This is a genomic window from Arthrobacter sp. TJ-236 (genome assembly GCF_058269235.1).
Window position 1 is genome coordinate 1,034,054 of sequence record NZ_JBZCNI010000001.1, and the last position, 21,768, is coordinate 1,055,821.

At 69.2% G+C, this 21,768-nt stretch carries 23 protein-coding genes; 10 read left to right on the forward strand and 13 right to left on the reverse strand.

The window, feature by feature from the left end:
• Positions 1-315 precede the first annotated feature (315 nt).
• Positions 316-954 carry an O-methyltransferase gene (locus AC4D16_RS04725; protein ID WP_490954131.1) on the forward strand — a complete coding sequence of 213 codons (639 nt, stop codon included), beginning with the start codon at positions 316-318 and terminating at the stop codon, positions 952-954.
• 206 nt (positions 955-1,160) lie between these two features.
• Here AC4D16_RS04725 and AC4D16_RS04730 read toward each other — a convergent pair whose 3' ends face one another.
• From AC4D16_RS04730 to AC4D16_RS04750, 5 genes are all read right to left on the reverse strand, one after another.
• On the reverse strand, positions 1,161-1,328 hold the full coding sequence (locus AC4D16_RS04730) for a DUF3117 domain-containing protein (protein ID WP_081737717.1): 168 nt from the start codon (positions 1,326-1,328) through the stop codon (positions 1,161-1,163).
• Between the two features lie 171 nt (positions 1,329-1,499).
• On the reverse strand, positions 1,500-2,714 hold the full coding sequence (locus tag AC4D16_RS04735; protein ID WP_490954132.1) for a hypothetical protein: 1,215 nt from the start codon (positions 2,712-2,714) through the stop codon (positions 1,500-1,502).
• Positions 2,711-3,343, reverse strand: coding sequence for a DNA-3-methyladenine glycosylase I (locus tag AC4D16_RS04740; protein WP_490954133.1), 633 nt, complete (start codon positions 3,341-3,343; stop codon positions 2,711-2,713). The genes AC4D16_RS04735 and AC4D16_RS04740 overlap by 4 nt, the downstream gene beginning before the upstream one ends.
• Complete coding sequence (locus tag AC4D16_RS04745; RefSeq protein ID WP_490954134.1) at positions 3,343-3,684, reverse strand: DivIVA domain-containing protein; 342 nt, start codon at positions 3,682-3,684, stop codon at positions 3,343-3,345. Before AC4D16_RS04745 ends, AC4D16_RS04740 begins: the two co-directional genes overlap by 1 nt.
• 48 nt (positions 3,685-3,732) lie before the next feature.
• On the reverse strand, positions 3,733-4,515 hold the full coding sequence (locus AC4D16_RS04750) for an LOG family protein (RefSeq protein WP_490954135.1): 783 nt from the start codon (positions 4,513-4,515) through the stop codon (positions 3,733-3,735).
• 115 nt (positions 4,516-4,630) lie between these two features.
• On the opposite strand from AC4D16_RS04750, the gene AC4D16_RS04755 reads away from it, so the two are divergent.
• The 4 genes from AC4D16_RS04755 (at position 4,631) to AC4D16_RS04770 (ending at position 7,980) form a co-directional block, all read left to right on the forward strand.
• Positions 4,631-5,407 carry an amino acid ABC transporter ATP-binding protein gene (locus tag AC4D16_RS04755; RefSeq protein ID WP_490948656.1) on the forward strand — a complete coding sequence of 259 codons (777 nt, stop codon included), beginning with the start codon at positions 4,631-4,633 and terminating at the stop codon, positions 5,405-5,407.
• A gap of 104 nt (positions 5,408-5,511) precedes the next feature.
• Positions 5,512-6,354: a glutamate ABC transporter substrate-binding protein gene (locus AC4D16_RS04760; protein ID WP_490948655.1), complete on the forward strand. Its 843-nt coding sequence runs from the start codon at positions 5,512-5,514 to the stop codon at positions 6,352-6,354.
• 82 nt (positions 6,355-6,436) lie between these two features.
• Entirely contained in the window at positions 6,437-7,114 is a 678-nt protein-coding gene (locus tag AC4D16_RS04765; protein WP_490954136.1) for an amino acid ABC transporter permease, read from the forward strand.
• Complete coding sequence (locus AC4D16_RS04770) at positions 7,111-7,980, forward strand: amino acid ABC transporter permease (protein WP_490954137.1); 870 nt, start codon at positions 7,111-7,113, stop codon at positions 7,978-7,980. The genes AC4D16_RS04765 and AC4D16_RS04770 overlap by 4 nt, the downstream gene beginning before the upstream one ends.
• A 102-nt stretch (positions 7,981-8,082) precedes the next feature.
• Here AC4D16_RS04770 and dapE read toward each other — a convergent pair whose 3' ends face one another.
• Positions 8,083-9,174 carry a succinyl-diaminopimelate desuccinylase gene (dapE, locus tag AC4D16_RS04775; protein WP_490948652.1) on the reverse strand — a complete coding sequence of 364 codons (1,092 nt, stop codon included), beginning with the start codon at positions 9,172-9,174 and terminating at the stop codon, positions 8,083-8,085.
• 33 nt (positions 9,175-9,207) lie between these two features.
• On the opposite strand from dapE, the gene dapD reads away from it, so the two are divergent.
• Together dapD and AC4D16_RS04785 are read left to right on the forward strand one after the other, a co-directional pair.
• Positions 9,208-10,185 carry a 2,3,4,5-tetrahydropyridine-2,6-dicarboxylate N-succinyltransferase gene (gene dapD, locus AC4D16_RS04780; protein WP_490954138.1) on the forward strand — a complete coding sequence of 326 codons (978 nt, stop codon included), beginning with the start codon at positions 9,208-9,210 and terminating at the stop codon, positions 10,183-10,185.
• A 60-nt stretch (positions 10,186-10,245) separates the two neighbouring features.
• A complete protein-coding gene (locus AC4D16_RS04785) occupies positions 10,246-11,061 on the forward strand; it encodes a hypothetical protein (protein ID WP_490954139.1) in 816 nt (271 codons plus the stop codon).
• A 107-nt stretch (positions 11,062-11,168) separates the two neighbouring features.
• On the opposite strand, the gene AC4D16_RS04790 is transcribed toward AC4D16_RS04785, so the two are convergent.
• On the reverse strand, positions 11,169-11,783 hold the full coding sequence (locus AC4D16_RS04790; protein ID WP_490954140.1) for a hypothetical protein: 615 nt from the start codon (positions 11,781-11,783) through the stop codon (positions 11,169-11,171).
• Between the two features lie 111 nt (positions 11,784-11,894).
• On the opposite strand from AC4D16_RS04790, the gene galE reads away from it, so the two are divergent.
• Positions 11,895-12,911, forward strand: coding sequence for a UDP-glucose 4-epimerase GalE (gene galE / locus AC4D16_RS04795; RefSeq protein WP_490954141.1), 1,017 nt, complete (start codon positions 11,895-11,897; stop codon positions 12,909-12,911).
• Positions 12,912-13,025: 114 nt separating this feature from the next.
• Here the strand turns inward: galE and AC4D16_RS04800 are convergent, their stop codons facing one another.
• From AC4D16_RS04800 to fdxA, 3 genes are all read right to left on the reverse strand, one after another.
• A complete protein-coding gene (locus AC4D16_RS04800; RefSeq protein ID WP_490948647.1) occupies positions 13,026-14,309 on the reverse strand; it encodes a citrate synthase in 1,284 nt (427 codons plus the stop codon).
• 193 nt (positions 14,310-14,502) lie between these two features.
• Positions 14,503-15,651, reverse strand: a complete 1,149-nt coding sequence (gene dapC / locus AC4D16_RS04805) for a succinyldiaminopimelate transaminase (RefSeq protein ID WP_490954142.1) — start codon at positions 15,649-15,651, stop codon at positions 14,503-14,505.
• A complete protein-coding gene (fdxA, locus tag AC4D16_RS04810; RefSeq protein ID WP_490948645.1) occupies positions 15,652-15,999 on the reverse strand; it encodes a ferredoxin in 348 nt (115 codons plus the stop codon).
• Between the two features lie 190 nt (positions 16,000-16,189).
• Between fdxA and AC4D16_RS04815 the strand changes: the two genes are divergently transcribed.
• Together AC4D16_RS04815 and AC4D16_RS04820 are read left to right on the forward strand one after the other, a co-directional pair.
• Positions 16,190-16,417, forward strand: a complete 228-nt coding sequence (locus AC4D16_RS04815) for a putative acetyltransferase (RefSeq protein ID WP_490954143.1) — start codon at positions 16,190-16,192, stop codon at positions 16,415-16,417.
• A 70-nt stretch (positions 16,418-16,487) separates the two neighbouring features.
• Entirely contained in the window at positions 16,488-16,982 is a 495-nt protein-coding gene (locus tag AC4D16_RS04820) for an ArsR/SmtB family transcription factor (protein ID WP_490948643.1), read from the forward strand.
• Positions 16,983-17,072: 90 nt separating this feature from the next.
• Here AC4D16_RS04820 and AC4D16_RS04825 read toward each other — a convergent pair whose 3' ends face one another.
• From AC4D16_RS04825 to AC4D16_RS04835, 3 genes are all read right to left on the reverse strand, one after another.
• The gene (locus AC4D16_RS04825; RefSeq protein WP_490954144.1) at positions 17,073-17,687 is read right to left on the reverse strand and encodes a hypothetical protein; all 615 of its coding nucleotides are present in this window, start codon (positions 17,685-17,687) and stop codon (positions 17,073-17,075) included.
• A 22-nt stretch (positions 17,688-17,709) separates the two neighbouring features.
• The gene (typA, locus tag AC4D16_RS04830; RefSeq protein ID WP_490948641.1) at positions 17,710-19,626 is read right to left on the reverse strand and encodes a translational GTPase TypA; all 1,917 of its coding nucleotides are present in this window, start codon (positions 19,624-19,626) and stop codon (positions 17,710-17,712) included.
• A 205-nt stretch (positions 19,627-19,831) separates the two neighbouring features.
• A complete protein-coding gene (locus tag AC4D16_RS04835) occupies positions 19,832-21,610 on the reverse strand; it encodes a BCCT family transporter (RefSeq protein WP_490954145.1) in 1,779 nt (592 codons plus the stop codon).
• Positions 21,611-21,768 lie beyond the last annotated feature (158 nt).

Genomic DNA, 21,768 nt, shown 5'->3' on the forward strand with positions numbered 1-21,768 from the left:
TAACCCCTTCTTGCCGCAGGTCCCCGTCCTCACCGAGCCATGGTGCGGAACCGTGGCCGGTCGGTACGAAGCATTCGGGACCACTCCGATGAGGGATGCCCGAGCAAAAAGTCTTTCTCACCAAGCTGGGAGTCGGCTGGCAGGTGAGGTGGGAGTGCTCTGCGCGGACGCGCCCTTGACATCGGTCGAGCCTGCCGCTCGGGTGCGCGCGAACGGCTGCAGGCCCCGCCCCGTTGCACAGTAGGGTTGGGTACGGGCTGTCGCCCCTCCCGACCACCTTGCCGCGCCCGCCGGCGCACCACAGAACGGAAGTCCATGGCCGCCGACAAACACAGCAGCTGGTCCTACACGGAGGGGCTGCCCGTCGAGGACGACATCCTCCTCCGCGCACGGGACCGCTCGCACGAGCTCGGCGTCACCCCGGTGACCCCCGCCGTCGGCGCCGCGCTGACCGTCCTCGCAGCGGCGTCGAAGGCGACGACGGCGGTCGAGGTCGGTGCGGGAGCCGGCGTCTCGGGCGTCTGTCTGCTCCGCGGCCTCGCCGGTAACGCGGTCCTCACGACCATCGACTCCGACGTCGACCACCTCCGCGCAGCGCGCGAGGCGTTCCTCGAGGCGGGCATCCCGTCCAACAGGACCCGCACCATCTCCGGACGCGCGGGCGACGTGCTGCCGAGGCTGACGGACGGCGCCTACGACCTCGTGTTCATCGACGCCGACAAGCAGGGCCTGCCGACCTACGTGGAGCAGGCCACACGACTGCTGAAGGCGGGCGGCATCCTCATCGTGAACGATGCCCTGGATCAGGATCGCGTGGCGGAACCTGCCGTCCGCGACGCGACGACCACCACGCTGCGGAAGGTGGGCAAGGCGGTCCGCGAGGACGAGACGCTCGTCTCGGCCCTGTTGCCCACGGGGACAGGGTTGCTCCTGGCGGTCAAGCAGCGCGCGTGACCACCCCCCGGTGCAGCGGCGCCGGCACCCGATCGGTTCCGGCGCACGCTCCTGGTGGGACCGACGCGGTCAGCACGGGCGGGCGCTCCCTCACTGCCTCCCAGCACATGTGACGGCAGGAGGGCGCCGCGCGACGGCACAGGGATTCGTCCCTCCGACCACACGGTGGACGCGGAGGGCCGGAAGGAGCGTTCAGGAAGCTGCGGTCAGCCGGTGACGGTGAGGAGACAGTCCTTCAGCTTGCCGGCTTCCTCGGCATTGAGCTCCACGACGAGGCGTCCACCGCCGTCGATCGGCACCCTCATGATGAGACTGCGCCCCTCCTTGGTGACTTCCATCGGTCCATCGCCGGTACGCGGTTTCATGGCAGCCATGGGGGTGTCCCTTTCAACAGGGCGCGACCGCGGTCAGCGGTAGCGCGACAGTAACCGGTGCGCCGGGCCGGTCCACAGGAGTGTCCCGGCGGCGCACGTCATCCCCTTCATTATTCAGTACAAGCCCCTGACCTGCTAATTCGCGTGCGGCGTGGATCACACCGCAGCCGGTCACGGCGGGTAGTCGCCGTCCTGACCCGTGGGGGTCCAGCCCCACAGCCACTCGACCCAGACGGCCTGCAGCACCACGGAGACCGGCAGTACGAGCCAGAGCAGGCGCCCACCTCTGACACCCGCGACGGCCAGTGCCAGTGGGAAGAGCGGCAGCAGGATCCGCCACGTGCTCGACTGCGGATCCCAGAACGCCGCGAGGTACAGCAGGTAGGCCGCGCACCAGGCGCGCGGCACCGGCCCCAGCGCCTGCACCGGCGGCGCGAGCATCAGCCCCACCACGCCGAGGAGCAGGAGCACGACGGCGAAGGCGCCCGCCACCGGTCCGAGCAGTTCCATCGCCCCGTGGACCCAGGGCACGAACGGCACGAGGGGTTCGCCGCGCCAGGCCGTCTCCGTCGCGACGTACGCATCCATCCGACCGGTGACGAGCCAGGCGATCGCGGGCCAGGCGACGGCGGAGACCGACGACACGACGCCCAGGAGGAAGAGCGGCAGCACGCGACGTGCCGCCCGCTCCCGCACGCCCGGATCGCTCCCCCGCCGCGCGGACCAGACAGCCATCAGGAACAGGATGCCCACCATGACCGCGAAGGGCACCCCGGCGGGACGCGACAGGCACATGAGGACGACGACGGGCATGGCGGCGATGTAGCGGTGGGTCGCGACGAGCAGGAGCGCCGATGCGAGGAGCAGCAGATGGAGGGACTCGGCGTAGGGCACCTGCAGAATCACGGCCACCGGCCCGAAGGAGACCACGGCGACGCCGAGCAGGGCTGCCCGGTGCCCGGTCCGCACCCTGAACAGCCGGTAGATCACCAGCGTGGCGGCGGCCGCGGCGACCAGCGCGACGACGGGTGCGAGAACGCCCCACCCCAGCCCGGTGACGAGGTCCAGGAGCCGCACGATCCCCGGGAAGAGCGGGTAGAACGCCCACTGGTTGTGACGGACGACCCCGGCGTCGTCGGTCGGCAGCTCGGCCGGGTAGCCCTCCCGGAAGATCCGCTCGTACCAGCCGCTGTCCCAGAAGTTGACGAACGTACCGTAGCCGGGCGCGGGGCCGGACCACGGGCTCGCCCCCTGCCGCGCGGCGGCCGCGAGGAGGACCGCCGAGGAGACGATCCGACCGGCCACGAAGACGAGGAGCACCTGCACGGACCAATGGCGGAGACGGCTGCCGTGCCGTGGGGTGGTGTTCGTCAGGGAGCTGCTCACGCCTGGTCCTCCCGTCCTGGCGGCGCCGCCCCGGCGCCGGCACGCCGCTCCGCCTCGACCTCGGAGCGGACCCAGCAGTCGCGGAGGTGGTCGTTCACGAACCCGGTGGCCTGCAGCATCGCGTAGGCCGTCGTCGGGCCCACGAAGCGCAGGCCCGCCACCTTGAGGTCGCGGGCCAGGGCGACGCTGCCCGGCGTGGTCGCCGGGACGTCCTCCAGCGACACCGGCGCCTGTGCGTCCACGGCGCGGTACGGCTCCAGCAGGGAGGCGAGGGTGACGCCGGCGGGCAGGGCGAGGAGGGCCCGGGCGTTGGCCACGGTCGCGGTGATCTTCAGCCGGTTGCGGATGATCCGCGGTTCCAGCATCAGCCGCTCGACGTCGTCGGGGGTGAAGGAGGCCACCGCGGCCGGGTCGAACCCGGCGAAGACCTCGCGGAACGCCCCCCGCTTCCTGAGGACCGTGATCCAGCTCAGGCCGGACTGGAAGGCCTCCAGGCTCAGCCGTTCGAAGAGCGCCGCCTCGCCGCGGACGGGCCGGCCCCACTCCTCGTCGTGGTAGCGCTGGTAGTCGGGACTGGAGGAGGCCCAGCCGCACCGGATCCGGCCGTCCCCCGCTTCCGCGGTGTCCATCACGTGTGGCCTGTCCCGCGAGCCGCGCCGGTGGCCGCCTCGCCCCGCAGCTCGGCGATCACGGCGTCGCGCTCGTTCAGGGCATCGGCGAGGCGGTCGAGCACCTCGTCCACCTGATCCATCCGGTAACCCCGGAGGCCCAGCCCGAAACGCAGGGCATCGACGTCGCTCCCGCGTGGGTTCTCCGGCAGCAGGACCGGAGGCAGGGACGCGACGGGAGGCGCCATGCCGTCAGCGGCGGCCGGGAACCTGCCGCCGCCCACCGGCAGTGCCCGGCCCGAGGCCAGGAGGGCTGTTCCGCCCACCAGCAGGATCGCGAGGATGAGCAGGAAGATAGTCACACGGCAATGGTGCCAGAGAGAGCGCGTCGTGATCAGGACCGCGGTGCCTCAGAAGCCGGGTGCCCGCCCGGCCTCCGCCGCGACGATGCGCACGGCCTCCTCCGCCGTGTCGACGAGCTGCAGCAGGGCGAGGTCCTTCTCCGCGATGGTGCCCTCGGCGAGGAGCGTCCCCTCGATCCAGTCGATGAGGGGGCGCCAGTAGGCGACCCCGACGAGCACGATCGGGAAGGACGTGACCTTGCGGGTCTGGACGAGGGTCATCGCCTCGAAGAGCTCGTCGAGTGTCCCGAAGCCGCCGGGGAGCACCACGAATCCGCTCGCGTATTTCACGAACATGGTCTTGCGGGCGAAGAAGTAGCGGAAGTTGATCCCGAGGTCCACCCACTCGTTCATGCCCTGCTCGAAGGGGAGCTCGATCCCCAGGCCCACGGATGTGCCGCCCGCCTCGCAGGCTCCCTTGTTGGCCGCTTCCATGGCACCCGGGCCACCGCCCGTGATGACCGCGTACCCCGCGCCGACCAGCAGCCGGCCCACCTCCTCGCCCACGGCGTAGAAGGGCGAGTCCCGAGGTGTGCGGGCCGAGCCGAAGACACTGATCGCCGGTCCGAGGTCCGCGAGGGTACCGAAGCCCTCGACGAACTCGCTCTGGATACGCAGCACACGCCAGGGGTCGGTCCTCGTGAACCCGCCGGAGTCGTCCGCGTCGAGCAGCATGTTGTCCGACTGCGGGCCCGAGGCCTGACCGCGTCGCAGCTCGACCGAACCCTTGCGCCGCGTGGGCTTCTGCGCGGGCGGGGAGTCGGGGGCCGGGGGCGTCTGGGAAGGGCACATCTGCTCAGGTTATCGGGCTCCGGACGCCATGAACGGGAGGTTTCTCTTGAATTACAATCGCCGCCGGGACGCCCTCGTGCATTGCCGAGGGGGAATAGTTCGCTACATTTCTCCCATGACACGTGACACACGACCGGCAACCCCCGCGTCCTCGGTAAGCCCGCTCGTCTCCCTCACGAACGTCAACAAGCACTTCGGCGACCTCCACGTCCTCCGCGACATCAACCTCAAGGTTGCGCGCGGTGAGGTGGTCGTGGTCATCGGGCCGTCCGGCTCGGGCAAGTCGACGCTGTGCAGGGCCATCAACCGCCTGGAGACGATCGACGACGGCGAGATCACCATCGACGGCAAGGTGCTGCCCGCCGAGGGCAAGGCTCTGGCCAAGCTCCGGGCCGACGTCGGCATGGTGTTCCAGTCCTTCAACCTGTTCGCCCACAAGTCGATCCTCGAGAACGTGACCCTCGGCCCCACGAAGGTCAAGGGGATGAAGGCCGGGGAGGCGAAGGATCTCGCGATGTCGCTGCTCAAGCGCGTCGGGGTGGACAACCAGGCGCAGAAGCTCCCGGCTCAGCTCTCCGGCGGCCAGCAGCAGCGGGTCGCGATCGCGCGGGCCCTCGCGATGCAGCCCAAGGTCATGCTCTTCGACGAGCCGACCTCCGCCCTGGATCCCGAGATGATCAACGAGGTCCTCGACGCCATGGTGTCGCTCGCCAAGGAGGGCATGACCATGATCGTCGTGACGCACGAGATGGGCTTCGCCCGCCGTGCCGCCGACCGCGTGATCTTCATGGCCGACGGGCAGATCATGGAGGAGGCGACTCCGGAGGAGTTCTTCACCAACCCGCAGAGCGATCGCGCCAAGGACTTCCTCGGCAAGATCCTCTCCCACTGACAGCTCCCGACCAGGCCGGGCACACCGGCCGTCGCAGCCTTTTATCGTCCATCCACACCTCGTACGTCACAGAGCCTCCCGGGGCCGCAACACTAGGAGATCCAATGCAGAGAACCCGATACGCAGCAGCCGCGGTGGCCGCCGTGGCCGCACTCACGCTGTCCGCCTGTGGCGGCGGAGACGCCCCTGAGGGCGAAGCGAGCGGCGAGGCCGGCGGCGAGCAGATCCGCATCGGTATCAAGTTCGACCAGCCCGGTCTCGGCTTCGACGAGGGAGGCTCCTACTCGGGCTTCGACGTCGACGTGGCGAAGTACGTCGCGAACGAGCTCGGGTACGGCGAGGACCAGATCGAATGGGTCGAGGCACCCTCGGCGAACCGCGAGAACCTCCTCACCAACGACCAGGTGGACATGATCTTCGCGACCTACTCCATCACGGACACCCGCAAGGAGACCGTGGCGTTCGCCGGACCGTACTTCGTGGCCGGCCAGGACCTCCTGGTGCGCGCGGACGACGACTCCATCAACGGGCCCGACGACCTCGAGGGCAAGAACCTCTGCTCCGTCACCGGCTCCACGTCCGCGCAGAAGATCAAGGACCAGTACGCCGGCGTGAACCTGGTGGAGCAGCCGAGCTACGCGGAGTGCGTGACGCTGATGGCGAGTGGCAGCATCGACGCCGCCACGACCGACGACATCATCCTGGCCGGCCTCGCCGCGCAGGAGTCCAACGCCGGACAATTCCGTGTGGTCGGGGCGCCGTTCTCCGAGGAGAACTACGGAGTGGGCCTTCCCCAGGACAACACCGATTGCGAGGCCATCAACGAGGCGATCACCAAGATGATCGAGGAAGGCGCCTGGGAAGAAGCCATCACCCGCAACACCGAGGGTGCCGACTACACGTTCAACGCCGAGCTGAACCCCCCGACGCCCGAAGCCTGCGCCTGATCACCTGACTCATCGGTGGGGTCGCCCTGACGGGCGGCCCCACCGATGCCATGCAACGACACTCCCCGAAAGGAGGTGATCCGTGGAGAACTACCTGTCCCTGTTCGAGACGTACGACGTCCCGGCCGCGTTCTGGGTCAACATCCAGCTCACGTTCTGGGCTGCGATCTGGTCGCTCGTCCTCGGAACGGTCCTCGCGCTGTTCCGCATCTCCCCCATCGCCAGCCTGCAGTTCGTCGGCGCGTCCTACGTCAACATCTTCAGGAACACACCGCTGACCATCATCATCGCCTTCGGTGTGCTCGGGATGTTCGGTCAGCTCCAGGTGGTGATGTCCGAGGACTTCGACCTCAACTTCTTCCGGCTGGCCGTCCTCGGCCTGTCCGTCTACCACGCGGCCTTCGTGTGCGAGGCGATCCGCAGCGGCGTGAACACCGTGCCGCTCGGCCAGGCCGAGGCAGCCCGCGCGATCGGCCTGAGCTTCCTCCCCGCGGCCCGGCTGGTCATCCTCCCGCAGGCCTTCCGCGGCGCGATCGCACCGCTCGGCAACGTCCTGATCGCTCTCATCAAGAACTCGACGGTCGCTGCGGCCGGGTCGGTGGCAACCGAGTCGTCCAGCCTCATGAAGACGATGATCGAGTTCGACAGCGATCTCGTGATCCCGATCTTCCTGACGTTCGCCCTCGGCTTCGTCATCATCGTCATACCCGTCGGCCTCCTCACCACCTGGGCCTCGAGAAAACTGGCGGTGGCTCGATGAGCGCGCAGCAGGTCCTCTTCGACGCCCCGGGCCCGAAGGCCAGGCGTTCCATCCTCATCGGCAACATCATCGGCGTCCTGCTCATCGCGGGGCTCCTCGCCTGGCTGCTGACCGTCCTCGCGGGCAAGGGTCAACTGGCCCCGGAGAAGTGGTCCCCGTTCCTCGAAGGGCGTTCGTGGGAGTTCTTCATCCTCCCCGGCCTCATCGAGGGGACCCTGCGTGCCGCGGCCATCGCCGTCGTCGCGTCCGTGGTCTTCGGGCTGGTGTTCGGCATGGCGCGCCTCGCGCACTTCGCTCCGCTGCGGCTCGTCGCCGGGACCATCGTGGAGTTCCTCCGCGCCATCCCCGTGCTGCTCATGATGATCTTCCTCTGGCTCGCGTTCGGGCAGATCGACGCCATCACGGATCCGGCGTTCACCGCCGTCGTCGTCGCCCTGACCCTCTACAACGGATCGGTGATCGCCGAACTCATCCGGTCCGGTGTGCACGGACTGCCGAAGGGCCAGCGCGAGGCCGGCATGGCGATCGGCATGACGCCGATGCAGTCCCTGCGCAGCATCGAGGTGCCGCAGGCGCTCATCGCGATGCTGCCGGCACTCATCAGCCAGTTCATCGTGATCCTCAAGGACTCCGCGCTCGGCTACATCATCGGGTACTCCGAGCTCCTTCAGGGCGCCCGGCGGCTCGGCGTCGGCGAGGGCAACCTGCTGCAGGCGCTGCTGGTGGCCGCGGTGATCTTCATCCTCATCAACTTCGCGCTCTCGACCCTCGCCACGCGGCTCTCCCGGCTGCTCAGCTTCAGGGTCAGGGGCACCACCAAGGCGGCGGCGAAGAACGTGGTACCCATGGACGCCTCGGCGACCTGACGGGTTCACTCCACTGGCGTGTACCAGGAAGGGCCCGGCACCTGTGCCGGGCCCTTCCTCGTCAGCACGTCCTGTGAGCGGTTCAGCAGGTGTCGGGACCGGTCAGGACAACCAGGTGGTCAGCGCGCCCAGGCAGGCACGCACGGCGTCCGCGTGGACGTGCTCGTCGTCCGTGTGCGCGAGGAGGGCATCCCCGGGGCCGAAGTTGACGGCCGGGACGCCGAGCGCGCTGAACCGCGCGACGTCCGTCCAGCCGTACTTGGGTTTCGGCGCCGCACCGACCGCCGCGACGAAGGCGGCCGCCGCCGGGTGGTTCAGTCCGGGTCGGGCACCGGCGGCCACATCGGTCAGCTCGACGGCGAAACCGTCGAGGAGCGCCCGCACGTACTCCTCCGCCTGCGCGGGGCTCTTGTCCGGCGCGAAGCGGTAATTGACCTCGATGACGGTGCTGTCCGGGATCACGTTGCCCGCGGTGCCGCCGGAGATCCGGACGGCATTGAGGCTCTCCCGGTAGTCGAGGCCGTCCACGTGCACCGTCGCCGGCTCGTGGTCACGCAGGCGCACGAGGATCTCCGCCGCGCCGTGGATGGCGTTGTCCCCCCGCCACGCCCGTGCGGAGTGCGCAGCCTTGCCCGTGACCCGTACGTCGAAGCGCGCGGTTCCGTTGCATCCGCCTTCGACCGTGCCGTCCGTCGGTTCGAGCAACACGGCGAAATCAGCGCGGAGCCACTCCGGGTGGCTCTCCGCCACGCGCCCGAGCCCGCTGAGTGAGGCCTCGACCTCCTCGTGGTCGTAGAAGATGAAGGTGATGTCCCTCGTGGGCTCCGTCAGGGCGGCCGCCAGTGCGAGCTGGACCGCGACGCCGCCCTTCATGTCCGTCGCTCCCCTGCCGTAGAGCACGTCCCCCTCCCAGGCGGACGGCACGGTTCCCCGGGAACCCGGCGCGGTGGGGAGGGGCACGGTGTCGAGGTGGCCGGCGAGGATCACCCGCTCGGCACGGCCGAGCCGCGTCCGCGCCATCACGCAGTCGCCGTCGCGCACCACCTCCAGGTGACCCTGTCGGCGGAGGGTGCGCTCGACGGCGTCCGCGATGGCCGCCTCGTTCCCCGAGACGCTCTGCAGGTCGAGCAGCTGCGCGGTGAGCAGCGCCACGTCGGTCGTCGGATCGAGGTCCGTGGAGGGTGTCCGGATCATGCTGCAACACTAACGCTCGGTAGAATGCACCCCATGACTTCTCCTGCGCCCAGCTCCCCCGCGCCCGGCGACACCCGTACCGCAGGAGGTCTCGGCCTCGCGACCGTCACCGCGGACGGCGTCGTGCTCGACACCTGGTTCCCGTCGCCCCATCTCGGCTCCCGTGACCAGGACGACGACGGCGCCGATGCCCTCCGCGACACGCTCGAGGCGCTCGCAGCCGCCGGGGTCGACAACGCCCGGAAGGTGACACGGCGCGTCGTCGACGTGTCGATCGATCTCGACCAGGCCCCGACCGGCACCGAGGACGCCTACCTGCGGCTGCACCTGCTCTCCCACCGCCTCGTGCAGCCGAACAGCATCAACCTCGACGGCATCTTCGGCCTCCTCCCCAACGTCGTGTGGACGAACCACGGGCCTGCGCGAGTGGACGACTTCGAGACCGTCCGCGCGGCCCTCCTGGCGCACGGACCGGTGACGGTCTACGGCGTCGACAAGTTCCCCCGCATGGTCGACTACGTGGTCCCGGCCGGCGTGCGCATCGCCGATGCCGACCGCGTCCGGCTGGGAGCGCACCTCGCGGCGGGAACCACCGTGATGCACGAGGGCTTCGTCAACTTCAACGCCGGCACCCTCGGCCACTCGATGGTGGAGGGCCGCATCTCGGCAGGAGTGGTGGTCGGTGACGGTTCCGACATCGGCGGTGGCGCCTCCATCATGGGTACGCTCTCGGGCGGTGGCACGGAGCGCATCACCCTCGGTCAGCGGTGCCTGCTGGGCGCCGAGGCGGGCGTCGGTATCTCCCTCGGCGACGACTGCGTGGTCGAGGCGGGCCTCTACCTGACGGCGGGTACCAAGGTGACGCTGCAGGACGGCTCCACCGTGAAGGCGAAGACGCTCTCGGGCGAGTCCGGCATCCTCTACCTCCGCAATTCCGTCACGGGGGCGGTCGAGGCGAGGCCGCGAACGGGCGAGGGCATCGCCCTGAACCCGGCCCTGCACGCCAACTGACGCATGGCCTCCAGGAGCAGCTCGCCGGCCCGTCGGAGACGACGCACGAGGACTGTCGTCATGCTCGCGTCCCTCACCGCCGTCATGATCGGTGGTACGGCCCTCGCTGTGCGCCAGCTCGACGAGAGCGAGATCCTGGTGCGGGAGCGCTGCAGTGCCACCGTCGGCGCGGACACGCACGAGCTCTCCCCCATCCAGGCCTCCAACGCGGCCCTGATCGCGGGCGTCGCGGTGAACCGCGGGCTGCCCGCGCGTGCCGCCTCCATCGCCATCGCGACGGCCATCCAGGAGTCCCGGCTCGAGAACATCGACTACGGTGACGACGCCGGGCCCGACTCACGCGGCCTGTTCCAGCAGCGCCCCTCGCAGGGCTGGGGTACGGAGGAGCAGGTCATGATGCCGATCTACGCGACCGGCGCCTTCTACGACGCGCTCGTCAAGGTACCCGGCTACGAGTCCCTGCCCATCACCGAAGCGGCACAGACCGTGCAGCGCTCCGCCTACCCGGAGGCGTACGCGGACCACGAGCCCGAGGGCAGGGCCTTCGCCTCCGCCCTCACCGGGAACTCACCGGCGGCCCTCGACTGCACCCTCCGGGAGCCGACGGGCACCGGCGACGCGCTCTCGGTCTCGGCGGCGGCCGAGGAGGTCTTCGGTCCGCTGGACACCGCCGCCGACGGCGACCGCCTCACCGTGAGGCTCGAGGGGACCGCGGGGTGGGCCGCCGCGCAGTGGGCCGTCGCGAACGCCGGCACGCAGCACGTCACCTCCGTCTCCTACTCCGGTCTGCAGTGGGTCCGGGAGGACGGCGGCTGGTCGGCGGCGACCACGGACCCCGGCATCCTGACCATCGACGTGGCGGGCCTGACGCCGTGACCGCGCGCGACGTCCCCGGTGCGGTGGGCATCCTGCCGTTACCGGGCGCCACCGGGCGTCACCGGGCGTCATCGGGCGCCAGCCGGCCTCACTGACGTCACCGGCTCTCAGGCCAGCATGCGGATGATCGGTTCCACGTAGCTGCGGAACGCGTGTTCTTCGTCGAACAGCTCCTGGCACATGAGCAGCGTGTGCGGTTCCACCCACCAGGCACGCCGGACTCCGAGCGGCAGCTCCACGACCTCGAGCTGGAACTGCCGCGCACTCCGCCCCAGTTCCAGTTCGCGTTCCTGGACCATGCGGTCGAGCAGGTACTCGACGCTGCCCGCACCACGGGCGCCCACATGGAGCGCGTACTCCGCGCACCGCTCCTCCGCCCACTCCGTGGCCGCCCCGACATGGGCGCGCAGGAGGGTCTTCAGGGCCTCCATGCCGTCGAGCGCCTCGAACAGGGGCGGCAGCGGGAGCACGGCGTCGCTCACGCGGTGCCGCAGAAGGCTGTGCCACCACGCCTCCCACTCGACGCGGAGGGCGGCCCGGCCGCCCACCCGCTCCGCGATGCGCCGCGTGTCGACGGGCCGGACCGTCGGGACCACGGGCGGCAGGGCCGGGCGTCCGACGCCGCGCAGACCCGCGCAGTCCCGCAGGTACAGCGCCTCGAGGAGCACTGCGGACGTGTCCACGACGAAGTGCTCGGTGGACGTGGGATCGGAGTACGTCATGGCTCCCCTCGGGCCGGACGGACGGACGGCACCGGCCGAACTGAGTACAGGGTAAACCCGGTATGCCCCCGCCCTCCAGAGCTTGGTGCCCCTCCGTCCTAGGATGGGACCATGAAGATCCTCGTCACCGGTGGCAGCGGCTACATCGGCTCCCACACGGTCCTGACCCTGCTCGAACACGGCCACGACGTCGTCGTCGTCGACAATCTGCTGAACTCCACGGAGACCTCGCTCCAGCGCGTCGCCACCCTCGCGGGGCGGGCTCCCACCTTCCACCAGGCGGACCTCCTCGACGAGGCGAGGTTACGCGAGATCTTCGCGGCGGAGTCCGTGGACGCCGTGATCCACTTCGCGGGTCTGAAGGCCGTCGGGGAATCCGTCGCGAAGCCGCTGTACTACTACCACAACAACGTGGGCGGCACCCTGAACCTGCTGCGCGTGATGGACGACGCCGGCGTGCGCACGCTCGTGTTCAGCTCCTCGGCCACGGTGTACGGGGCCTCCGAGGAGGTGCCGCTGACGGAGAAGCTGCCCCTCGACGCCGTGAACCCCTACGGGCGCACGAAGGAGCAGATCGAGGACATCCTGTCCGACCTCGGCGCTGCGGACGGGCGCTGGACCATCGCCCTGCTGCGGTACTTCAACCCGGTGGGCGCCCATGCCTCGGGCACCATCGGCGAGGACCCGACCGGCATCCCGAACAACCTCCTACCGTTCGTGGCCCAGGTGGCCGTGGGACGGCGGGAGAAGGTGCTGGTGTTCGGCAACGACTACCCGACGCCGGACGGCACGGGCGTCCGCGACTACATCCACGTGGTGGACCTCGCCGCCGGGCACCTCGCAGCGCTCGACTACCTCGTGGCCCACGGCGGGGTACACACCTGGAACCTCGGGACCGGGAACGGCTCCTCGGTCCTCGAGGTGCTCACCGCGTTCTCCGCGGCCGTGGGACGAGGCATCCCGTACGAGTTCGCGCCGCGCCGCCCCGGTGACGCCGCCGTCAGCTACGCCGACCCGTCGTCGGCCCTCGCCGACCTCGGGTGGTCCGCCACGCGCACCCTCGCGGAGATGTGCGAGGACCACTGGCGCTGGCAGAAGAACAACCCGCAGGGCTACGCGACGGCCTGAGCACGAGGGCACACCAACGCTGTATAAAGGTTCTGATGGACCCTTCGCCCCCACGAACGACGGCGGCCGCCCACCTGCAGGTGGGCGGCCGCCGTCGTCCTCGGGTGGACCGGGTCAGTTGGCCGGGTAGTGGCGCTCGCCCTCACCCGTGTACAGCTGGCGCGGGCGCCCGATCTTCGTCTGGGGGTCCTGCATCATCTCGCGCCACTGGGCGATCCAGCCCGGGAGGCGCCCGATGGCGAACAGCACGGTGAACATCTTCTCCGGGAAGCCCATGGCCTTGTAGATGAGGCCCGTGTAGAAGTCGACGTTCGGGTAGAGCTTCCGCTCGATGAAGTAGTCGTCCGCGAGGGCCTTCTCCTCGAGCCGCATCGCGATGTCGAGCAGTTCGTCGTTGCCGCCGAGCTTGCTCAGGATGTCGTGGGCCGTAGCCTTGACGATCTTCGCGCGGGGATCGTAGTTCTTGTAGACACGGTGCCCGAAGCCCATGAGCTTCACGCCGTCTTCCTTGTTCTTGACCTTCTCCATGAAGTCCTCGGGCTGCATGCCCTTGGCCTGGATGTCGCGCAGCATGTTCAGCACGGCCTCGTTGGCACCGCCGTGCAGCGGACCGAACAGGGCGTTGATCCCCGCCGAGACGGAGGCGAACATGTTCGCGTTGGAGCTGCCCACGAGCCGCACGGTCGAGGTGGAGCAGTTCTGCTCGTGGTCGGCGTGCAGGATGAGCAGCAGGTCGAGGGCCTTGACCATCATCGGGTCGAGGTCGTAGGGCTCGGCCGGCAGACCGAAGGAGAGCCGCAGGAAGTTCTCCACGAGGTTCATGGAGTTGTCCGGGTAGAGCATCGGCTGGCCGATGGACTTCTTGTGCGCATACGCCGCGATGACGGGCAGCTTGGCCATGAGGCGGAACGTCGAGAGCTCCACCTGCTCGTCGTCGAACGGGTCCAGGGAGTCCTGGTAGAACGTGGACAGCGCCGAGACCGCCGAGGACAGCACGGGCATGGGGTGGGCGTCCCGCGGGAAGCCTCCGAAGAAGCCCTTGAGCTCCTCGTGCAGGAGCGTGTGGCGACGGATCCGCCCGTCGAACCCGGTGAGCTGCTCGGGTGTGGGCAGGTTCCCGTAGATGAGCAGGTAGGAGACCTCGAGGAAGCTCGAGTTCTTCGCCAGCTCCTCGATCGGGTAGCCGCGGTACCGCAGGATCCCTGCGTCGCCGTCGATGTAGGTGATGGCCGACGTCGTCGCGGCGGTGTTCATGAAGCCGGGGTCGAAGGTGACCTGACCCGTCTGCTTCAGCAGTTTCGAGACGTCGTAGCCGTTGTTGCCCTCGACGGCGGGCACCAGCGGCAGGCTCAGCTCGCCACCGGCGTAGTGCAGGGACGCAGCATTCTGCTCGGTCATTGACTCTCCTTCAGGAGCGGGAGCGGGGCGGGGCCCCGATCATCTTCGCAGGAGGACACGCGTCACTCCGGACAGCACGGTTCGGTCCAAACGCTACCGTCACAGGGTCCTGATCACTAATTCCCGGCACCCGAAGACCGGGCTGATCGGTCTACGGCTGCGCCTCGGATGGCTGCGCGGGTGCGGGCGCGGATCAGCGCTCGGCTGAGGCGAGGCGGGCGACGGCGGCCTCGATCCTCTCGTCGGAGCCGGTCAGGGCCACGCGCACGAAGCCGTTGCCGGCATCACCGTAGAAGGTGCCAGGACCCGCGAGGATCCCGAGCCCGGCGAGCCATGCGATGGTTTCCCACGTGGGCCTGCCGTCCGATGCCCAGAGGTACAGACCCGCGGCTGACCCGTGCAGGGTGAACCCGGCGCCCTCGAGCGCGGGGATCAACTGCGCGCGGCGACGGCGGTAGACGTCCTTCTGGCCCGCCACGTGCGCGTCGTCCCCGAGCGCCACGCGCATGGCCTCCTGCACGGGGTAGGGCACGATCATCCCGGCGTGCTTCCGCGAGTTCACGAGGTTGGCGATGATCGCGGGGTCCCCCGCCGTGAAGGCGGCCCGGTAGCCGGCGAGGTTCGACTGCTTGCTGAGCGAGTACACGGCCAGGAGCAGCTCGTGCGAGCCGCCCGTCACGCGGGGATCGAGCACGCTCGGTACGGCCTCGCCGCCCTCGGCGGGGTCCCAGGCGCCCCAGCCGAGCTCTCCGTAGCACTCGTCGGAGGCGACGACGGCCCCGAGCGCCCGGGCGTCGTCCACGATGGCCTTGAGGGCGTCGACCCCGAGGACGTCACCGGTCGGATTACCCGGTGAGTTGATCCAGACCAGGCGCACACGCGCGCGGATCTCGTCCGTGAGATCCGCGAGGGAGTCGGCTGCAACCGGGGTGGCTCCGGCGAGGTGCGCACCGACGTCGTAGGTGGGGTACGCGACGGTGGGGCGGACGACGACGTCGCCCTGCCGCAGCCCGAGCAGGAGCGGGAGCCAAGCCACGAGTTCCTTCGAGCCGACGGTGGGCAGGACGTCCTTCGGATCGACGCCGGGGACCGACCTGCGGCGCTCGAACCAGGCTGCGATCGCCTCGCGCAGCGCGAGGGTGCCGTGGGTGGTGGGGTATCCGTGGGCGTCGGCGGCACCGGCGAGCGCCTGCTGCAGGAGCTCGGGCGTCGGATCGACGGGTGTGCCGATCGAGAGATCCACGATCCCGTCGCGGTGCCGGGCGGCGATCTCCCGGTACGGAACCATCGCATCCCATGGGTAGTCGGGCAGGTGCAGCCCGAAGGGCGCGCCGACCGTCACCTACGCGGGCTGGTTCTGGGGCGGCAGGGCCGCGATGATCGGGTGGTCGAAGCCCGCGTTACCGACCTTCGCGGCGCCGCCGGGCGAGCCGAGGGCTGATCCGGAGGGCGCGGGGACGTCGAAGAACTCGACGTTCGCCTTGTAGTACTCGGCCCACTGCTCGGGGGTGTCGTCCTCGTAGTAGATCGCCTCGACCGGGCAGACCGGTTCACACGCGCCGCAGTCCACGCACTCGTCGGGCTGGATGTAGAGCGACCGCTCGCCCTCGTAGATGCAGTCGACAGGGCACTCCTCGATGCAGGCCTTGTCCTTGACATCCACGCAGGGCTGCGCGATTACGTAGGTCACTTCCCACGCCTTTCCTTGTGACTGGGGTCGGCTGGCGCACCGTCGGTACTCCGTCCAGCTTAACCCAACCCTCCGACGCGTCAGGACCACCGGTGGGCTCGCAGACGGCTACCCGGCGTCCTGACCGGTGCCGCCCCGGGCACGGTCCGGAGGCCCCGAGGGCGGAGGTCGAGGCCTCTAGGCTGGGAGCATGCCGTCAGCCATCGAACTCCTCACCTCGCTCCCCCTCGGGACGCGGGTGGTGGTGCGGCGCCGCATCGAGGGAGGATGGACGGACTCCCTCGGGGACCTCGTGGCCCGGGATACGTCGTCCTGCACCGTCCGCACACGGCGGGGGGACGACGTCGTGCTCCTCGCCGACGTCGCGTCCGCGAAGCCCGTACCGCCCGCGCCGGAACGCCGCGCACCACGACGCTGACCGTCCCGCGGGACGCCCTGCAGTGATTGGGAGCGTCAATCGAAGAGCTCGCCCCCCGTACAATCGACGCATGGACATGGACGAGGACCTCCAGGCTCGCGGACGGGCGCTCAGCTCCCCCGTCCGCCTCCGCATCCTCCGCCTCTGCCTGCACAGGCCGCGGACCAACAAGGAGATCGCCGAGACGCTGGACCTCAATCCTGCGACCGCCCTGCACCACGTGAGGACCCTGCTCTCCACCGGGTTCCTCGCGGCGGAGCAGCCGCGCACCGGGAACCGCGGCGCGAAGGAGATCCCGTACCGCGCCACCGGCCTCAGCTGGCGCAGCCGCATGCCGAACTCGGCCCCCGTACTCGTGGAGACCTTCCTGCAGGAGATCGAGGGATTGCAGCCTTCGGAGATCGACGTGTGGCGGCTCGGTGTGAAACTCAACGACGAGCACCGCGCGGAGCTCATGGGGCGCGTGCGCGAGGTCTTCGAGGACTACGTGCGCCGCGGGCCCGACGAGGACGGCACGGCCACCTCGATCATGCTCGCGCACCACCTCGACCGCACGGCCGACTGACCCACTGACACACGCTGCCCAGAGCGCGATACGGGCCGCGCCGAGGGTGCCTGCGCCTTCGTTGCACCTGCTGTCCGGCCGCCGACACCCCTACCGACGGGATGACCGACGCAGCACGACGGCGCCGAGGGCGACGGCCACGAGCGTCACCACGAGCACCCCGAACAGCCAGACGTTGCCCGCGACGGCCACCGCGGGTGCGGCCTCGGAGGACCCGGTGAGGATGAGCGTCTTCGACGACGCCGACGACAGCAGCGCGACGACGCCGTAGGCGACACCACCCGCGAAGGCCGTCATGATCACGTTCTTCGCCCACAACCCGCAGTACAGGAAGAGGCTTCCGGCCAGGATCAGTGCCGCGACGGCTCCTACCTGCAGCTGTGACCCGCCGACGGACAGCAGCTGACCGTGGAGGAGCGTCCCGAACACGCCTCCCGCCACGCCTGCCGCGAGGCTGCCGAGGATCGCCGTGCGGCGTCCGGGTACCACTCCGTCCGCTGCTGGCGGTCCGGTGCGACCGATATCGGCAGCACCGGGTATCCCCGCTCCCGTGCGATGCCCCTCGGCGGCCGCCGTCAGCGGTGTCCCGGCGTCCGCCGTTCCGGATGCTTCGGAGGCCGCCGTGAGCGGTGTGCCTGCGTCCCCCGGGAACGACGAACGCCGGCCCTCCCCTGCTGGGGAGGCACCGGCGTCGTCGTCTGTCATCGGGGTGCTGGGGCTACGCGGATCAGGCGCGGGCGCGTGAACGCGAGGCGCGCATGCGCTCGTTGGCGTCGAGGATGACCTTCCGGATGCGGATGGTCTCCGGGGTGACCTCCACGCACTCGTCCTCGCGGGCGAATTCGAGGGATTCCTCGAGCGTGAGGTTGCGCGGCGGGGTCAGGTTCTCGAAGGTGTCCGACGAAGCCGCACGCATGTTGGTGAGCTTCTTCTCCTTCGTGATGTTGACGTCCATGTCGTCGGCGCGCGAGTTCTCGCCGACGATCATGCCCTCGTACACCTCGGAGGTGGGCTGCACGAAGAACGAGCCGCGCTCCTGCAGGTTGATCATCGCGAACGGGGTCACGACGCCGGAGCGGTCGGCGATCATCGAACCGTTGGTGCGGTACTCGATGTCACCGGCCCACGGCTCGTAGCCCTCGGAGATGGACGCGGCGATACCGGCGCCGCGCGTGTCTGTCAGGAAGCGGGTGCGGAAGCCGATCAGGCCGCGGGCGGGCACGATGAACTCCATGCGGACCCAGCCCGTACCGTGGTTCGCCATGTTGGTCATGCGACCCTTGCGGGCTGCCATGAGCTGCGTGACGCCACCCAGGTACTCCTCGGGGACGTCGATGGTCATGTGCTCCATCGGCTCGTGGATCTTGCCGTCGACGGTCCGGGTGACGACCTGCGGCTTGCCGACCGTGAGCTCGAAGCCCTCGCGTCGCATCTGCTCCACGAGGATGGCCAGCGCGAGCTCGCCACGTCCCTGGACCTCCCACGCATCGGGACGCGCGGTGGGCAGCACGCGGAGCGAGACGTTGCCGATGAGCTCCTTGTCGAGGCGGTCCTTGACCTGGCGGGCCGTGACCTTGGCGCCCTTGACCTTGCCGGCCAGCGGCGAGGTGTTGATACCGATGGTGACGGAGATGGCCGGGTCGTCGACCGTGATCAGCGGCAGCGGCTGCGGGTTGTCGACGTCGGTCAGGGTCTCACCGATGGTGATGCCCTCGATACCGGCGACGGCGACGATCTCACCCGGGCCCGCGGACTCGGTGGGCACGCGGTCGAGCGCCTTCGTGGCGAGCAGCTCGGTGATCTTGACGGTCTTCAGCTCGCCGTTCTGGCGGGCCCAGGCAACGGTCTGGCCCTTGCGGAGCGTGCCGTTGAAGATCCGGAGGAGGGCGAGGCGGCCGAGGAACGGCGAGGCGTCGAGGTTGGTGACGTGTGCCTGCAGGACGCCGTTCGGGTTGTAGCGGGGCGCGGGGATGTGGTCGATGATCGTCTGGAACAGGGGCTCCAGGTTGTCGTTCGACGGCGCGCTGCCGTTCTCCGGCTGCTCGATCGAGGCGGCGCCCACGCGTGCTGCGGCGTAGACCACCGGCACGTTGAGGATCAGATCGAGGTCGAGGTCGGGGACCTCGTCGGCGAGGTCGGACGCGAGGCCGAGGAGCAGGTCCATCGACTCGCTGACGACCTCCTCGATGCGGGAGTCCGGGCGGTCCGTCTTGTTGACCAGGAGGATCACGGGGAGCTTCGCCGCCAGGGCCTTGCGGAGCACGAAGCGGGTCTGGGGCAGCGGACCCTCGGACGCGTCGACGAGGAGGACGACCCCGTCGACCATCGACAGGCCGCGCTCAACTTCGCCGCCGAAGTCGGCGTGGCCGGGGGTGTCGATGACGTTGATGGTGATGGTCTCGCCCTTGGCGGCGGGGCCGTCGTAGAACACCGTGGTGTTCTTCGCGAGGATCGTGATGCCCTTCTCGCGCTCGAGGTCACCCGAGTCCATGACGCGGTCGGCGACGTCGCCGTGGGACGCGAACGAATTGGTCTGCTTCAGCATGGCGTCGACCAGGGTCGTCTTTCCGTGGTCAACGTGCGCCACGATGGCTACGTTGCGGAGGTCGCTGCGAACAGCGGTGTTGCCTGTGGTTTCGGACATGCGTGAGTACTCAATTCGATAACTACTGCAGGGAGTATGGTGGCGGCTACAGCGCTCGCCCTGCCCCCATTCTAGGGGCTGCGGAAAAACCGACCTAATGCGCCCGTCTACGGGCACTCAGGGCGTCCTGAACGAACCGCAACGGCGGCCCCCGGAGGGAACCGCCGTTGCAGTCGCTTCTCGCCTGGCGAGCCCTACGGCGCGGTCAGTCGATATGTCCCGGCCGGCGGATACCACGCACCGGGGACGCAGGCGTACCCTGCGCCGCCCCCTGGTCGGTCGAGTAGTCGGCGAGGTGCTCCTGTACCTGGCGTTCCACCTGATCGGACATGGACTCACTCACCTGGTCGCTGACGCGGTCCGCCATCGCGGTCGCTGCGGCAAGCCGCTGGGCTGCCTGCCAGGCACGGTGCTCACCGTGGAAGGCCTTGGCCGTGGCGATGCACATGAGGAGCATGACGACGCTGAACGGCAAGGCGGTCAGGATCGCGGCCGTCTGGATGGAGCTCAGACCCGTATCGCCCACCAGCAGCAGGGCGATCGCGACGAGCGCGGCGAGACCGGCCCAGAAGACCCTGATCCAGTTCCGCGGATTGGGGTCCCCGCCCGTGGAGATCATGCTCATCACCAGGGCACCGGAGTCCGCGGAGGTGATGAAGAAAATGGCGATGAGGAGGATCGCTCCGATGAGCAGGGCGGGGCCGCCCGGCAGTTCACTGAGGAGGCCGAACAGCGCGTTCTCGGTGTCCACCGACCCGTCCTCGGCGATCAGGCCGCCCTGGCCGAAGATCTCCCGGTAGATGGCCGATCCGCCGAGGACGGAGAACCAGAGGAAGCCGAGCGTCGTGGGGACCAGCAGCACGCCGGCGACGAATTCCCGGACAGTGCGGCCCTTGGAGATCCGGGCGATGAAGATGCCGACGAACGGGGCCCAGGACATCCACCAACCCCAGTAGAAGGTGGTCCATGCAGCCTGCCAGGCCTCGCCCTCGGCGCCGGAGAACGCAAGGGTGTTGAAGGTGAGGCCGACGACGTTCTGGAGGTAGTTGCCGATCGACTGCACGAACTCACGCAGGAGGAAGAGGGTGGGGCCTGCGAACAGGACCACGAGCAGCAGGACGCCGGCCAGCACGAGGTTGATGTTCGAGAGCCACTTCATGCCCTTGCCGACCCCGGAGATGACCGACACGATGGTCAGCGCCGTGATGCACATGATCAGGCCCACCTGGGTGGCCTCGGTCGCAGCGAGGATTCCTGCGCTGTCGAGTCCGGACGAGATCTGCAGTACACCGAGACCGAGCGACGTGGCGACGCCGAACAGGGTTCCGACGAGCGCGACGACGTCGATGGCGTGACCCCACCCACCCTTGACCCGGTCACCGAGGAGCGGCTCGAGGGTCCAGCGGATGGAGATGGGGCGGCCCCTGCGATGAACGGCGTAGGCGATCGACAAGCCGACCACCACGTAGATGCTCCACGCGTGCAGCCCCCAGTGGAGGAAGGTCTGCGTGATGGCCTGCTGCCCCAGCTGCACCTCGGTGCCCGTTGCCCCGGGGCGAGGACTGGCGAAGTGGTTGAGCGGCTCGGCGACGCCCCAGAACACCAGGCCGATCCCCATGCCCGCTGCGAAGAGCAGCGCGAACCAGGACATCGTGGAGAACTCCGGTTTGTCGTCGTCCTTCCCGAGGCGGATGTCACCGTAGCGGCTGAACCCGACCCAGAGGGAGAACACGACGAAGAACGCGACCAGCGCTACGTAATACCAGCCGAACGCACCGATCACGTTCTCCTGGATCCCGGCGAACAGACCGGACGCGGAATCCGGTGCTATCAGCGCGTAGGCCACGAAGAGAACGATGAGCGCGGACGCCGGGATGAAGACCGGGAGCGCCAGACGCGCTCCGCGTTCTGGCTTCGTGCGGGTGGTCGAATCAGCAGGAGAGGGCGGACTGTCGGCAGCCTCTTCCCTGTTCTTGATACTCACGGGTGTTCTCCTTCGTTGATGCGTGGCGGGCGCGATGAGCGTGCCGGCCCGCACTCCGGACACGATGATGGGTACTAAGCCTACAGAGCGCTTTCATGTCAAGGGCCTGGAAAAGGTGGCCCGGAAGCGGACAAGTGTGAGAAGCAAGCACCTTGCGC

What these genes read in the sequence shown, in the direction of transcription:
- AC4D16_RS04750 (WP_490954135.1), bottom strand. Translation starts at nt 4,515, where the DNA reads ATGTGCCCTTCCCAGACGCCCCCGGCCCCCGACTCCCCGCCCGCGCAG.
- AC4D16_RS04785 (WP_490954139.1), top strand. Translation starts at nt 10,246, where the DNA reads ATGCTCGCGTCCCTCACCGCCGTCATGATCGGTGGTACGGCCCTCGCT.
- galE (WP_490954141.1), top strand. Translation starts at nt 11,895, where the DNA reads ATGAAGATCCTCGTCACCGGTGGCAGCGGCTACATCGGCTCCCACACG.
- AC4D16_RS04740 (WP_490954133.1), bottom strand. Translation starts at nt 3,343, where the DNA reads ATGGACACCGCGGAAGCGGGGGACGGCCGGATCCGGTGCGGCTGGGCC.
- AC4D16_RS04755 (WP_490948656.1), top strand. Translation starts at nt 4,631, where the DNA reads ATGACACGTGACACACGACCGGCAACCCCCGCGTCCTCGGTAAGCCCG.
- typA (WP_490948641.1), bottom strand. Translation starts at nt 19,626, where the DNA reads ATGTCCGAAACCACAGGCAACACCGCTGTTCGCAGCGACCTCCGCAAC.
- AC4D16_RS04770 (WP_490954137.1), top strand. Translation starts at nt 7,111, where the DNA reads ATGAGCGCGCAGCAGGTCCTCTTCGACGCCCCGGGCCCGAAGGCCAGG.
- AC4D16_RS04825 (WP_490954144.1), bottom strand. Translation starts at nt 17,687, where the DNA reads ATGACAGACGACGACGCCGGTGCCTCCCCAGCAGGGGAGGGCCGGCGT.
- AC4D16_RS04790 (WP_490954140.1), bottom strand. Translation starts at nt 11,783, where the DNA reads ATGACGTACTCCGATCCCACGTCCACCGAGCACTTCGTCGTGGACACG.
- dapD (WP_490954138.1), top strand. Translation starts at nt 9,208, where the DNA reads ATGACTTCTCCTGCGCCCAGCTCCCCCGCGCCCGGCGACACCCGTACC.
- AC4D16_RS04800 (WP_490948647.1), bottom strand. Translation starts at nt 14,309, where the DNA reads ATGACCGAGCAGAATGCTGCGTCCCTGCACTACGCCGGTGGCGAGCTG.
- AC4D16_RS04725 (WP_490954131.1), top strand. Translation starts at nt 316, where the DNA reads ATGGCCGCCGACAAACACAGCAGCTGGTCCTACACGGAGGGGCTGCCC.
- dapE (WP_490948652.1), bottom strand. Translation starts at nt 9,174, where the DNA reads ATGATCCGGACACCCTCCACGGACCTCGATCCGACGACCGACGTGGCG.
- AC4D16_RS04760 (WP_490948655.1), top strand. Translation starts at nt 5,512, where the DNA reads ATGCAGAGAACCCGATACGCAGCAGCCGCGGTGGCCGCCGTGGCCGCA.
- AC4D16_RS04815 (WP_490954143.1), top strand. Translation starts at nt 16,190, where the DNA reads ATGCCGTCAGCCATCGAACTCCTCACCTCGCTCCCCCTCGGGACGCGG.
- AC4D16_RS04730 (WP_081737717.1), bottom strand. Translation starts at nt 1,328, where the DNA reads ATGGCTGCCATGAAACCGCGTACCGGCGATGGACCGATGGAAGTCACC.
- AC4D16_RS04820 (WP_490948643.1), top strand. Translation starts at nt 16,488, where the DNA reads ATGGACATGGACGAGGACCTCCAGGCTCGCGGACGGGCGCTCAGCTCC.